Source organism: Aerococcus urinae (genome assembly GCF_001543175.1).
GTDB lineage: Bacteria > Bacillota > Bacilli > Lactobacillales > Aerococcaceae > Aerococcus > Aerococcus urinae.
In genome coordinates, this window is record NZ_CP014161.1 from 1,763,121 (window position 1) to 1,776,350 (window position 13,230).

The following is a 13,230-nucleotide window of genomic DNA, read 5'->3' on the forward strand; positions in this document are numbered from 1 at the left end:
AATAATGGTAAATTATAATTATCCATTAATAAAAACGAAATTATGTTATCTAAGCATTGTAATCGCTTAATTAAGTGCACAAGGAAATCTAACGTTAATAATCATAAATAATTAAAAAATAGTGAATTTACGCACAATAAGAAGAGGGATAGATATGAATCTGTATCACTTAAAATACTTTGTCACCTTGGCTAAGTATGAACACTACACTCTGGCTGCCAAAGACTTACGTATTACTCAGCCTACACTTAGTAATGCTATTAAGTCTTTAGAGACAGAATTGGGCATCCAATTATTTGAGAAAGACGGGCGTAACGTCAAAATAACCCGAGTTGGTAATAACTTTCTTCGAAATGTGAGGGAATCATTAGCTATTCTTGATCTTGGTATCACTAACGCAGAAAAGGAAGGACATGGCGAAGGCCTCATTCGTTTAAATTTACTAAGAGTCCTCAGTAGTTTAGTCCCCAGTCTAGCCAGGCGATTTATTGATCAAAATCCTGAAAAAAATATCAGTTTTGAATTTAGTAATGCACATGGCCTAAGTGGGGAAATGATTAAAAGCGTACAAAATAAAAAAACTGATTTGGCTTTTTGCACTAAAATTGACGTTAATGATCCTAGTCTTAGCTTCATTAAAGTCGCTGAAGAAAATATTGTTCTTATTACTCCCAAAAACCACCCCCTAGCCTCAAAGGAAGAAGTCGATATCTTTGAGACCCTAGCCTACCCTCAAGTGTGGTTTTCTAAAAGAGCTGGCATGCGAACGATCATTGATAAAATTACTCAAGATTTAAATATAAAGGATAGTATTGGCATTGCTTTGGAAGTTGATGAAGACGAAACAGTCGCTGGGCTTGTTTCTGAAGGCTTTGGTATTGCCTATATTGCAAATAATAAAGTCCTCAACAACTATCCCTTAGCCATCCTTCCTATAAAAGATTTTAATTATAAACGTTCCTATTACATGGTCTATCGTAACGATATCTACCATGCCCCTGTTGTTGAGGACTTTATCTCATTTATTAAAGAAGTTTCCTTTAGATAAACCAAAAAGGACTACTAAGAAAATCAGATCCCTTCATTACTGAAGAAGCCTGTATACTTAATAGTCCTTTTTAAATTATTTCACCACAGCTTCAGCGGCTAATTTCCCTGAAGTCAGAGCCCAAGCATTATTAGCGCCTGAAGGGGAGTCGGTGCCCATGACTCCACCAACAACTTCACCTGCTGCATAGAGTCCAGGAATAACTTTACCAGCTCTATTCTTAACTTGAAGCTGATCATTTACCACGAGACCGCCCATCGTTGTCGCAAAGCGTGGTTTTTGTTCAACAAGATAGTAAGGTCCTTCCTCGGAAATCTTTTCTTCTAAGAATTGCTCTTCTCGGCCTAACGGATCTTCTTTCGTTTCTACAGCTTGATTATAGTCTTTAACCGTTTCAAATAAATTATTTTTAGGGAAACCTAGCTTATCTTCTAATTCAGATAGACTATCTCTTTTGACAAAGAGAGGTGCCATCTCGCCATCTTGAGCCAACCATTGATCGATATCGTTCTTAGAAATACCGTCTTCAGATACACCATCTTGGAAAATAGCAAAGCGTTTGTCATCAAGTAATAGATAAAGAATCTTATTTTCTTCTTGCATGAGAGCATTTAAGACTTCATGGTTAGAAGCTCTTTCATTGATCACCCGTTTCCCTTGGTCATTGACCAAAATTCCATTGATTTTCAATACTGGGATATTACCTCCGATGGTCGACTTGGCCCGTCCCAGAGAAACTTCAATACCATTGGGATAAATCTTTCCGTAATGCATCATTCTGGTTCCTGCTTCGACCGGTTCAGTGAGTTTAATTGCATCTCCAGTAGAAGAAGCTGGACCATAATATAGAACATCCTTCAATTCATCAGAAAGAAGTTCTTTGTTATTGCCGTATCCTCCGCTAGCTAAAATCACATATTTAGCATGAATCGTATAGGTGGTCCCATCCTCAGCAAGCGCTTGAACCCCAACAACTTGTGGTACAGCATCAGCGGCTCCGCCACTGACTGAAGCAGAAGACACACTATCAGCTTGATCGAGAAGAAGTTCCTTTACTCGCGTTTCCTTGAGCACTAAAACATCACTATCTTCCAAAGCTTGCCGGGCAGTGGCTGCAAAGCCGTGGCCCCCATCTTTATAGGCCAGTTCACGGTCATAGGAATACTCAGGTAAATTATGGAGTCCCTCGTCGGTATCGTACTGAATGCCAATTTCTTGATTGAGCCAGTCAGTTGTTTCACCTACATTATTAGCCAAAAGTTCAATCAGCTCATCGACATTTTCATAGTTACCATTAGCTTTAAAGTCTTCAACCATGGATTCGGCATTATCATCAGTAACACCTAAGTTTTTTTGTAGCTGTGAACCGTAAACAACTTGGTTACCCCCACTAATAGATATCGCTCCACCAATGAAGCTTTGTTTTTCGACCAAAATAACATCAAGACCTAATTGGGAAGCTCTAAGTGCAGCACTGATTCCGGCCGCTCCGCCACCAACAACAACTAAGTCAGTATCTTTTTCAATACTTTCATTTGATTTCTCAATAACCGGCTTGGGACGATTTTTAAGTGTTTCTACAGCTTGCTCGCCTGCTGCTTCTTTCACGGCTTCCGATACCCCTTCGATAATTCCTAAACTAGAAATCGTCGCTCCTGAAACGGTATCAACATTTAAAGTTTGAAAGTCAACAATTTGCTGAGGGATGATTTCAAACACCTTATCAGATAAGCCCTCTGATTCAGAAGATTGATCGATATCAATAGCCTTAATGGCTGACTCAGAAAAAGTCACCAGCATATCTAAGGCGCTGTTGTGGCCCTTGGCCTTTGTTTTATATTCTCCGGGGGTAAATTGTATATTTTCTCCCATTATTTCTGCTCCTCTCACAAATTACATATTTCACATTATCAATTCTATTATACATGGGTAATTGATTAAAAATAAGAATGAATGCGCTTTTATTCATTGATATTTCTTATGTATCTACTGGGAGAATTCTATTAATCATCAATGTAAGTAAAATATGAAAGATTAAAAGTTACATTAGATGCTTTTATCTGGGAGGAGAACCATAAAAAGAGACCTCGGTGACTTGTTAATAAATCAACCTTGGTCTCTATACTTTAATAATTATTTTTGTAGCTACTCCACCAAATTAGCAACTTTTCCACTGGTGAGATATTCTTCAAAGTTATCCATGGAGTATTCCACCATGTTTTTCACGGCTTCATCGGTATTAGAGCCTACGTGTGGGGTCAATAAAACTCGTGGATACAGCTTAATTAATTCTTGAACCGTTTCATCAGGAACATCTTCTAAACGGTCGAAGTTGTGGAAGAAAATTGGTCCTTCATTGGGGAGCACATCGGCCGCAAAGCCATATAATTTATCTGCCTTAAGGGCATCGATAATAGCTTGGTTGTCTTGGAGTTCCCCACGGGCAGTGTTAACCAAAATAGCATCATCTTTCATGGTTTCAATGAAATGTTGGTTAATCATCTGATCATTTTCACCCTCGATATAGGCGGAGTGAATACTTACGATATCCGCTTCTTTCAATAAGTCATCTTGACTGTCCTTAAATTCCACCACTTCTTTGGCGGCATCCGATTGATAGATGTCATAGCCAATCACCTTAGCTCCTAAACCTTGGAAGAGTTTGGCTTCGGTTAAACCGATCCGTCCGCAACCAATAATCCCTACGGTACAATTTCTTACTTCGCGACTAAACATACGCGGTTTAACCCGAAAATCAAATTCTTTGGCTGTCGCTTCGGTCGTATAGGGAACATTACGCAACAAACTCATGGCCAAGGTCACTGATAATTCGGCAATAGCATTAGGGGAATAACCAGGCACTCTCGCCACAACCTGCCCCAAATCACGGATAGCTTCCATATCAATATGGTTGATGCCTACGGTCCGAGTGAAGACTAAGTCAATCCCCCAGGATTTCAGTAATTCCAAATTTCTCCGGTTAGCCACACAGTTTCCTCTTAATAGGACAGCGTCATGGCCTTTAGCAGTTTCGATATTGTCTTCTGTCAGTAAGTCTTCAATTAAGGTCAGGTCATAATTATATTTATTATATTGCTTAAAAATATCCACTTCATTCGACCGTACCCCATAGCAAGCCACTTTAAAAGTCATTCCAATCTCTCCTTTTCCTTTTTTGATAGTTTTTATATTGTTTTAACGGCAAAGTCTCTAAATCACGCCACTGGTTTTCAAGATTTCAATCACTACTAACCAAATTGGAATCGCCAAGGTGGCGGTTAAAGTCGTGACAAAGGAACAGTTAGAAGCGAGTTTATCTTCCCGTCCAAAACCAATGGCATAGGAAACTGCCACACTGGCTGGTGGAGTTGCCATCATGACAACTGTGGTCCCAATGGCCGCATAGTCCATTGGCAAGATATTGGTAGCGGTGAATATAATCCCACAAACCAAGGTAATTAAAGGCACAATAAGCATTTTATTAAAGGCGTAGTACCAAACCTTGTTGTCTTTGACTGCTTCGGTAATTTCACTCTCACCCAAAGTAGCCCCGATTGATAACCAGGCTAATGGTGAAGCCAATTTAGATAAATAGTTCATCAATTGATAGAGCCAAGGCAAGGTTAAGTCAAAACGTAGAATCGGTGCTTGGCGCTCAACCATTTCTCCGGTTTTAGCCAGGGTTTCTACCGTGACATGAGGCAGATAAGCCTGCATAGCCCAAATCAGTAAACCCGCCAAGGTAAATAAGATCGTCGGATTGAGGAAGATACTTTTGAGGTTGCTCTTTTTAAATTGCAAACCACTCATCAAGATATAGCAATAAGAATATAAGAAGATCCGGTAACCGATGTTAAAGACATTGGCGTAAATGACCCCGTCAGCCCCATAAACTGCTGACACAATTGGAATCCCAAAGAAGGTGGTTGACCCAAAGATGGTTAACATCCTAAGAACCAGTTTGGTGTCGCCTTCATAGCGAGCATAGGTCAAACGCGTAATCGCAATAAAAACTAAATAAATTAACAGGCCCCATACCAAGACACTCATACTTTGGTGGAGTTGTTGGACATTCAAATCTTGCATAAAGGCATTGAAGGCCATACATGGAATCGCTAACTTTAATACTACCGTTGACAAGACTTTAGAAACATGTTGGTTAAAGATGCCACGTCGTCTGCAAATATAACCAATCAAGATAATTCCAATCGTCGAAGTAATTGCCGAAATAAACTTCATATTTGTCAGGGTAGCTATCAATATTTCACCAAACGACATAAAAATAGCTCCTCTTTAATAAAAAATTCACAAGAACTTATCGATAAACTCTATAGTTGAATTCTAGTTTATATAGAGGAGCTAGGAAATATTATTTAATTAAATGAAAGTTATTTAAGTAATTTAAGAGACTTTTCACAAACTTCTATCCAAGGGATGAACTTGTTGGTAATGAATAGTAGGCCGCCCAGTTGTTCCATAGTATTGGAAGGTCTTTAAATAGCCTTTCTTGACCAGATAATGGATATATTTACGCACCGTCACATGGGAGAGTTGGCTTTTCTGGGTGATTTGGGGAATAGTAAAAGATTCACAATCTTGACTTTCGATGGCCGCGGCAATGACTTCCATGGTGGAAAAAGTCAGGCCCTTTTCGATACTATCACTCATTTCCATATTAGTAGATTCCGCTAAACGGTTGTCAGCGACTAAATCATCCGGATAGCCATATAATTGGTCCAAGGTGTCTTGGTTGATCTCCTCCTCTTGATTTAATAATTCCCTTTCCTTTTTAAAACGAAGCAAACTACTTTCTAAGCGTTCAAAGGTAAAGGGTTTGAGAATATAGTCCTGTACCCCTAAATTTAAGCCCTTTTGAATAGCAGACTTAGCATTTTGAGCGGTTAACATAATCACTCCTGGATGGTCGGGGCAAGTCGCCAGGTATTCCACTAATTGCAAGCCAGGGCACTGCGATTCACCCAAATAATCGTCAATTAAAAGCAAATCAAAGTCTTCTTTTTCTAATAAATCAAGGGCCTCTTCATAGGAATCCGTGATTCCAGTCACTTGAAAGCCATCTACCTTTTCCACATATTGTTTATTAATCGCCTGCACCATACGGTCGTCTTCAACAAGCATTATCCTATACATCACTTAACCTCCATAGTTCACTTGATAAGTTAAAACAAAAAATTCCCCATTGTTACTGATTTCTACTTGATTTAAATCGCTTTCAATTTTTTCTAAATCTTGCCCCACTTCAGGATAACATCCTAGGTCAGGATAAACATAGAAAGCCGTCACTAGCTGGTCATTGTCATATTCTAATTCAATTTCAATGGTAACTTGGTCATCGAGTTCATTTAATCTCGCTTCGAGTGCATTAGCAATCTTCAGCCATTCATTATTCTGATTAAAATTTTGCGCTTCCGGAATTTCATTCTTCACCGTAATCCGCCGATACATGGCATAGTGGTTAGCACCTAGGAGCAAATAACCCGCGATAGTCGGATTATTAATCAGTAGCTGCACATTCTGATTAAAGTGACTCTTATCACTGATTAAATCTTGTAAATAAGTCTTCAATTCCTGATACTCACCGAGATCACTTAACCCATAGATAACATGGACCTTATTGAGAAAATCATGGTTCTGCTTGACTAATTGCTTGGCAAAATAGTGAGAATTCTCCAATTGGTTGACTAAATCAATCACTTCTAAGGCATTCCGCAAAATAAAAAGATAGCCCCGTTTTTCCTGGTTGACAATAATTGGTGCCACCGAACCAACATACTCGTCATGCTTTACTGACTTCATGAGGGACATAAAGGCTTTATCCTTTACTTTTAAATCGGGAAAAATTGCAGAATAATGCTGATTGAGGTAATTGCCAATATAAGTAATCGCGCTATTATTCTCAAAGCGGATTTTCCCCGCCGGATCGGTAATAAGAATGGCCATATCGGTATAGTTAAACATGGCATTGCGCTCTTCCACCACCTGGGCGATTTCTTCAGGCTCCATCCCCAGCATACGGTTCTTTAAGGAATAGGCCAGCCAAATAGCCATAGTCCCCGCAACCAGGAAGGCCACTAGGACCGATAGCCTTAAAGACTGGGTCGCTTGATCAAATAAAAGATTTAACTTAGGTAGCATAATTCCTAAAGCCACCGCTCCGACCACTTGATGATCTTGATTGAAGATAGGGACAAAAGCACGCATGGACCGCCCCATAGGTCCTTGTCCCGTCCGGGTATAGGACTTCCCATTAAGGGCATCATACTGGTCTTGTTCCCCTTGAAAGGGACTCCCAATTAAATGACGGTTAGGATGGGTTAGGCGGGTACTATCCTTAGTCATTATCACCACATAATCCAAGCCGAATCGAGCCTCTTCAGCAGAGGCATAATCGATAATTTTCTGGGAAAAATGCGTGTCTTCAGCTGAAGACTGAACAAAGGAATCCGCCGCAATCTCATGGCCCACTTTTAAGAGCATATCCGCTTGGGAGTCGACAAAACTTTGCTTACTCGTCCGGGTTAAAATAAAAAACATGATCAATAGGGTAACAATCACTAAAGTAAAGGTCATGGATAGGAGTCGAAGCAGTAACTTGTGTTTATGAAAAATTTTTCTTAAAGAGATCATTAAATCACCTGGGAGTTAATCTTGTCAGCAAAACTATATATTATAATAAAATAAAACACCGTTTAGTTAAATAATTTCTTAGCTATGAAAACACAAAAAAGCTATGTCAATATCTCCCTCTCATCCCTAAAGGAAGGGTAAATATAATATCCATAGCTTTATTATGAATGATATTTAAATATTCATTTAATCACTTCTGACGACGTATATTCACTAGCCGTTCTACTCCATGACGACTGTTTTCTAAACTAGTAACAGTTTTTTCATAGGTAGTCGATAGGAAATATAAGAATAAGATATCATTTAGAAACAACTGATTAAGTAAGGAGATCGTTGCCCCAGCACGCAAAGGCGCCTCACGACATTGAGCTACTAAGGCCTGATGATCTGCTTGTTTTTGTAAGTTATTATCTGAGTTTGACGTCATCGCAATGACCTTGATATTTAATTCATGTGCCAGATTAGCTAGTTCAATCACTTCATGGGTTTGACCAGAATAGGAAATAGCAAGAAATAGACAATCCTTAGGGGCTGTTCCCATGGCTGAAGCCAATTGATGGGAATCTGCATAATTCAATACCGTTTTTCCTATTCGAGCAAATTTTTGCACTAAATCTTCACCGACAAGGTGGGAAGCTCCTAAACCATAGCAATAAATAATTGCTGCATTACTCATCAGATGAATAATTTGGTTTAGAGTATTTTCGTCAATTAATTGACTGGTCTCTCTAAAATTGTAATAAGACTCTTGTAGTAACATTGTCTTGATATTATCTAAGTTTTCCCCGGGTTTAATATCTGTTAATTCCGCTTCAACTACCAATTGACTCTCTGAGGACAATTTTATTTTTAACTGCGAATATCCTTTCAAGCCAATAGACTGACAAAAGCGTACCACCGTGGAGGTACTCGTCCCAGATTCTCGAGCGAGTTCATTGACATTCATTTGAACGACATCATCAGCATGTTCAATAATATATCTTCCAACCTGAGCTTCAGATCCCGACAGCTTAGTCAATTTTTCTTCAATACCTAGTAAAAAATAATTGGACATGACTATCAACCCGTTATCTTAGCGTTTTTACTAAATGAATCAGCATGCTGCGCCTCTTTCGGCACGCCAAAAAAGTAAGTCGCGGCGAAGCCACCTGCATAAGCAGCAAGCAAGCCTAAGACATAAGCCATCCATTTTCCATCGGCAATTAACGGAATCAAGGCGACCCCACTAGGACCAATCGCTGTCGCTCCAACACTGCCTATTCCTCCAACAACTGCTCCGCCGATACCACCACCAATACATGCAGTGATAAAGGGACGTCCTAAGGGTAGGGTGACGGCATAAATCAAGGGTTCACCAATACCTAAAATACCGACAGGTAGGCTCCCTTTAATAATATTGACTAATTGACCATTACGGCGACACTTAAGCCATAACGCTAAAGCTGCGCCAACTTGACCTGCGCCTGCCATCGCTAAGACTGGCAAGAGTTGTGTAGCCCCAGTCGCATTGATCATTTCAATATGGATCGGTGTGAGTATTTGGTGTAATCCAAACATCACTAAAGGTAAGAAGAAGGCCCCGAGAATAAAGCCACTAAAGGCTCCTCCAACATTGAGTACCCAATTCACCACGCCCACTAAGCCAGCTGAAACCCAACCAGCTATTGGCATAATTAAAAAGATTGTCATTAAGCCTACTGTCAATAGGGAAAGCGTTGGCGTAACAATAATATCTAGGGAATTTGGAACAAACTTCCGCAATTGTTTTTCAACGATTGAAAGTAGGAATACAGCTAAAAGTACCCCAATAATCCCCCCTTGTCCTGGAGCTAAGGGTTGTCCGGTAAATATATTCTTTAAAGGATTTTCTGGCGTCATTCCTGTTAGGTAAATAATCCCAGCAACAATTCCTCCTAATCCTTCAGTAGCACCAAATACTTTGGCTGCATTGATCCCCACATAAATATTTAGATAGGCAAAAAGCCCATTTTTTATAATATTAAGTATGGTTACAGCACTACCCCAAGTCGCCGCATCTAAGTTACCGGCAGTTATGAGATTTTGAAATACCGAGGCAATCCCACCAATAATACCGGCACCTACAAAAGCAGGAATTAGTGGAACAAAGACACTCGCTATGGTACTAGTAAAAGATTTAAAATACGAAGGTTTATTATTTTCTTTATAGGTTTTCTTATTTTGATTAGCAATTTCTTCTGCCCGAGAGCGATTACTCGTCAAATGAGGATCTAAATTTTCATCAACCCTTTCCGTATGTGAAATTCCACTTAATTCGTTCATTTTATCGGCTACTTTTTGTGAGATGCCGGGGCCAACAACAATTTGAAGCGTATTGTCGTCCTTAACTATTCCTAAGATGCCCTCCTCTTCTTCTAGGGCTGATAGGTTCACTGCTTGAAAATCCTTAATATCAATCCGAATTCGTGTCATGCAATTATAGATTTTATTTGTGTTTTGCTTGCCGCCGATATGTTCAAAAATATTCTTCGCTAAGTGTTCTTCTTTACTCATTTTTCCTAGCCTCGCCTTCAATAATTTTGTATATAAAACCATCCGCTTTTTGGAGTAAATTTTGAGATTCTTCAAAAGAAACTTTTTCAGCTAACATCACGACCGCATTCTTCACATTAAAATGACTAGCTACTAATGCCTCATGTGCTTGCTCATAAGAAGCTTCAGTAATATTACTGATAATTCTTGTCGCCCGGTCTTCTAGTTTTTCATTAGTAACATTAATATCGATCATTAAATTCTGGTAAACCTTACCAATTTGTATCATTGAAACCGTTGATAACATGTTCAAGACCAATTTCTGTGCTGTTCCTGCTTTAAGTCGAGTAGATCCGGTTAATATTTCTGGTCCAACGATTACTTCAATACTTATTTTAGCTAGTGCAGAAATTGCTGATTCATCATTGCAAGAGAGCGCAATCGTCTTAGCACCTAGCTGATTGGCATACTTTAAACCGCCAATAACATAGGGCGTTCTTCCACTGGCACTGATCCCTACTACAGTGTCTAGCGGACTTAGCTTAATATCCTTTAAATCATTTTTTCCTAACTTTTCATCATCTTCGGCTCCTTCAACGGCTTTTGTCATTGCCCGTTCGCCTCCTGCAATGAGACCAACCACCATATCAGGAGAGGTTCCAAAGGTAGGGACACATTCTGCCGCATCTAAAACCCCAAGCCGTCCACTCGTCCCAGCTCCCATGTAAATTAAACGTCCATCATGATTAAAGGAATCAACAATCATTTGAATAGCTGCTTCAATCTTGGGCAAGACCTTGCTTATGGCGCTCTGAACATTATCATTTTCCGCGTTCATAATTTTTAATACTTCTAACACAGATAACTTATCAAGACTAAAAGTAGACTTATTTCTTGTTTCTGTAGTTAATTTTGCTAAATCTTCCTTAGACATGAAATCATCTCCATTGGATTAAATACTTTTGCTTACTACCGATCAATTGGATTAGGGGAATATCTTCCGAAGCAATTGCTCCAACCACATTGACTGATGGATCGCTTGGTAAATCTTTCCTTACTATTTCAAACTCTCCTTCATAGCGACCGGCTAAACTGTTATCGACCGTGATACTTCCCTTGTTTCTGAAAGCTTGATTGGAGGGGTCAATTGCCTCTATGATTTTTCTTCTAGCATATTGGCTCCTGACTACATATTCACTAATATCTGGACGACACATCTGAACCTCTTGAAAGTAGGGGTCCTTAGCGCTTTTATAATTATCATCATAAGAGCCTTGTAAGAGAATAATTCCATCTTTTATATAATAGGAAAATTGTTCTAAACTTTGGCCTGATAAATAAGGATCGCTTAGATAAATCTGGTCAACATTATATTGTTTGAGCATAGTTAAACTAGCCATAAAAGGTTTCTTCCCCCTTAACTTTTCAAGGGTAGGTAAACCCTGGTATACCGGTCCGCGATAGGGTTGATCTCCAGAAACGAAGGCTTGCACCTTTAAACCATACTGATGAAATAGGTGGTTTTTTTGTATAAAGTAATCTTCACCGAGTCCGGTATAGGGACGAGGGTAGTAATTATGCCAAGCAGCGATATTCTCTTTATCTGCTCCGTTGGCAATAATTTCCTTAATATCATTTTCTTCAATAGTTGAAGCATTTATCCCTAAATGAATTTTGTGACTCAATTTGGCAATGACTTCGTTAGAAAACCCATCATCTAATCGTATGCCAGTAATTCCCCATTGCGTTAAAACTTCAACCTTGTCCAAACTGATGCCAATCTTCTCTAATGAAGCTAATGACATATCTACCATTAAACTAAGCTGTAGCCTTTTACAAAGGCTAGCTAAATCTTGCAGTCGTTTGAAATACTTTTCTTGATTATCCTCTGGAATCTGTATCGAAGTAAAAACTCCTTGAAAACCTCCCTGTTTCATGTTTTCAATATATGCTCTATCTTCATGACTTAAATCACTATTTAAATAAACAGAAAACCCAAACATCTTTTCTCCTATCTTTTAAAACGCTTACATTTCTAATTATATGCTTATGAAAATAAATTTCAACTATCTATGGTGAATACAGAAAATAAATTACATAGTAATACAAAACAATATGTATTAATTTGACTTGTATAATACAAACAAAAAAGCCAGCAGAGCCTCTATCAAGCCCTACTGGCAATCATTTTCACTATTAAACTTTTCCACCAGACTAAATCGCCGTCCAGCCTCCATCTACCCCGACAATTTGCCCGGTCACATAGGTCGACTCATCAGCGGCTAAGAAGACTACAGCACTAGCCAATTCACCCGGTTTCCCCGGACGTTTCATCGGTGTTCTCAGTTCGATAAAGTCATTCATAGCTTCCATAGCCTCAGGATTATTGGCTTCGGATGCGAAGAAACCAGGCGCGATGGCATTGACCGTCACACCAGTAGTTGCCCATTCGGTCGCCGCTGCCCGGGTAAAGTTGACCACTGCGCCTTTCGCTGCAGCATAGTCAATGATTGGCAGCTCTGGTAAGCCACCGAAGCCGAGAATGGAAGCAATGTTTATCACACGGCCATAGCCATTCTCCACCATCTTGGCCCCAAATTCACGGGTCATGTACATCATCCCGTCAACATCCAAGTTAAAGGTCTTGTGCCAAGCTTCGTCCGTAATTTCAGCCAGGGGCGCATTATTCCCGCCCCCCGCATTATTGACTAAGATGTCTACCTTGCCAAACTTGTCTAAGATGGCTTGGTGGGTGTCCTTGATCGATTCAGGATCAGTCACATCGGTTGAAATCGGAAAGACTTCTGAACCGGTTTTTTCTGCAATTTCTTTAGCCGCTTCGTCGAGCACTTCTTGGCGGCGTGATAAGATCGCTACCTTAGCCCCTTGACCAGCTAGAGCGGTCGCAAATTGCTTACCAATACCGGTCCCGCCACCAGTCACCACAGCCACACGATTGGATAGATCAAACATATATATTCCTCCGTTCAAATAATCAGTAACACATTCATTATAAAGAAAGC

General features: G+C 39.7%; 11 protein-coding genes. 1 reads left to right on the forward strand and 10 read right to left on the reverse strand.

Translation table 11 applies throughout. The annotated features are described in order from the left end of the window. Positions 1–154 precede the first annotated feature (154 nt). Positions 155–1,048: a LysR family transcriptional regulator gene (locus AWM73_RS08060; RefSeq protein ID WP_060778862.1), complete on the forward strand. Its 894-nt coding sequence runs from the start codon at positions 155–157 to the stop codon at positions 1,046–1,048. Between the two features lie 75 nt (positions 1,049–1,123). Here AWM73_RS08060 and AWM73_RS08065 read toward each other — a convergent pair whose 3' ends face one another. The 10 genes from AWM73_RS08065 to AWM73_RS08110 all read right to left on the reverse strand — a co-directional run bounded on the left by AWM73_RS08065 (position 1,124) and on the right by AWM73_RS08110 (position 13,180). Beyond that, the gene (locus AWM73_RS08065; protein WP_060778863.1) at positions 1,124–2,920 is read right to left on the reverse strand and encodes an FAD-dependent oxidoreductase; all 1,797 of its coding nucleotides are present in this window, start codon (positions 2,918–2,920) and stop codon (positions 1,124–1,126) included. Between the two features lie 273 nt (positions 2,921–3,193). Continuing rightward, positions 3,194–4,201, reverse strand: coding sequence for an NAD(P)-dependent oxidoreductase (locus AWM73_RS08070; protein ID WP_060778864.1), 1,008 nt, complete (start codon positions 4,199–4,201; stop codon positions 3,194–3,196). A 57-nt stretch (positions 4,202–4,258) separates the two neighbouring features. After that, positions 4,259–5,326 (reverse strand): AEC family transporter, encoded by a 1,068-nt coding sequence (locus AWM73_RS08075; protein WP_060778865.1) that lies wholly within the window; start codon positions 5,324–5,326, stop codon positions 4,259–4,261. A 135-nt stretch (positions 5,327–5,461) separates the two neighbouring features. Continuing rightward, on the reverse strand, positions 5,462–6,199 hold the full coding sequence (locus AWM73_RS08080) for a response regulator (RefSeq protein WP_060778866.1): 738 nt from the start codon (positions 6,197–6,199) through the stop codon (positions 5,462–5,464). Positions 6,200–6,202: 3 nt separating this feature from the next. Beyond that, entirely contained in the window at positions 6,203–7,696 is a 1,494-nt protein-coding gene (locus AWM73_RS08085) for a Spo0B domain-containing protein (RefSeq protein WP_060778867.1), read from the reverse strand. Positions 7,697–7,886: 190 nt separating this feature from the next. After that, positions 7,887–8,750, reverse strand: a complete 864-nt coding sequence (locus tag AWM73_RS08090) for a MurR/RpiR family transcriptional regulator (RefSeq protein ID WP_060778868.1) — start codon at positions 8,748–8,750, stop codon at positions 7,887–7,889. Between the two features lie 5 nt (positions 8,751–8,755). Beyond that, entirely contained in the window at positions 8,756–10,228 is a 1,473-nt protein-coding gene (locus AWM73_RS08095) for a PTS transporter subunit EIIC (RefSeq protein ID WP_060778869.1), read from the reverse strand. Continuing rightward, positions 10,221–11,141: an N-acetylmuramic acid 6-phosphate etherase gene (murQ, locus tag AWM73_RS08100; protein WP_060778870.1), complete on the reverse strand. Its 921-nt coding sequence runs from the start codon at positions 11,139–11,141 to the stop codon at positions 10,221–10,223. The genes AWM73_RS08095 and murQ overlap by 8 nt, the downstream gene beginning before the upstream one ends. 4 nt (positions 11,142–11,145) lie before the next feature. Beyond that, entirely contained in the window at positions 11,146–12,210 is a 1,065-nt protein-coding gene (locus AWM73_RS08105) for a MupG family TIM beta-alpha barrel fold protein (protein ID WP_060778871.1), read from the reverse strand. Positions 12,211–12,421: 211 nt separating this feature from the next. After that, positions 12,422–13,180: an SDR family NAD(P)-dependent oxidoreductase gene (locus AWM73_RS08110; protein ID WP_060778872.1), complete on the reverse strand. Its 759-nt coding sequence runs from the start codon at positions 13,178–13,180 to the stop codon at positions 12,422–12,424. Positions 13,181–13,230 lie beyond the last annotated feature (50 nt).

Bases quoted from the DNA above. Each gene is read 5' to 3' on its own strand.
- AWM73_RS08080 (WP_060778866.1), bottom strand. From the start codon at position 6,199: ATGTATAGGATAATGCTTGTTGAAGACGACCGTATGGTGCAGGCGATT.
- AWM73_RS08095 (WP_060778869.1), bottom strand. From the start codon at position 10,228: ATGAGTAAAGAAGAACACTTAGCGAAGAATATTTTTGAACATATCGGC.
- AWM73_RS08065 (WP_060778863.1), bottom strand. From the start codon at position 2,920: ATGGGAGAAAATATACAATTTACCCCCGGAGAATATAAAACAAAGGCC.
- AWM73_RS08085 (WP_060778867.1), bottom strand. From the start codon at position 7,696: ATGATCTCTTTAAGAAAAATTTTTCATAAACACAAGTTACTGCTTCGA.
- AWM73_RS08090 (WP_060778868.1), bottom strand. From the start codon at position 8,750: ATGTCCAATTATTTTTTACTAGGTATTGAAGAAAAATTGACTAAGCTG.
- AWM73_RS08110 (WP_060778872.1), bottom strand. From the start codon at position 13,180: ATGTTTGATCTATCCAATCGTGTGGCTGTGGTGACTGGTGGCGGGACC.
- AWM73_RS08105 (WP_060778871.1), bottom strand. From the start codon at position 12,210: ATGTTTGGGTTTTCTGTTTATTTAAATAGTGATTTAAGTCATGAAGAT.
- murQ (WP_060778870.1), bottom strand. From the start codon at position 11,141: ATGTCTAAGGAAGATTTAGCAAAATTAACTACAGAAACAAGAAATAAG.
- AWM73_RS08070 (WP_060778864.1), bottom strand. From the start codon at position 4,201: ATGACTTTTAAAGTGGCTTGCTATGGGGTACGGTCGAATGAAGTGGAT.
- AWM73_RS08060 (WP_060778862.1), top strand. From the start codon at position 155: ATGAATCTGTATCACTTAAAATACTTTGTCACCTTGGCTAAGTATGAA.
- AWM73_RS08075 (WP_060778865.1), bottom strand. From the start codon at position 5,326: ATGTCGTTTGGTGAAATATTGATAGCTACCCTGACAAATATGAAGTTT.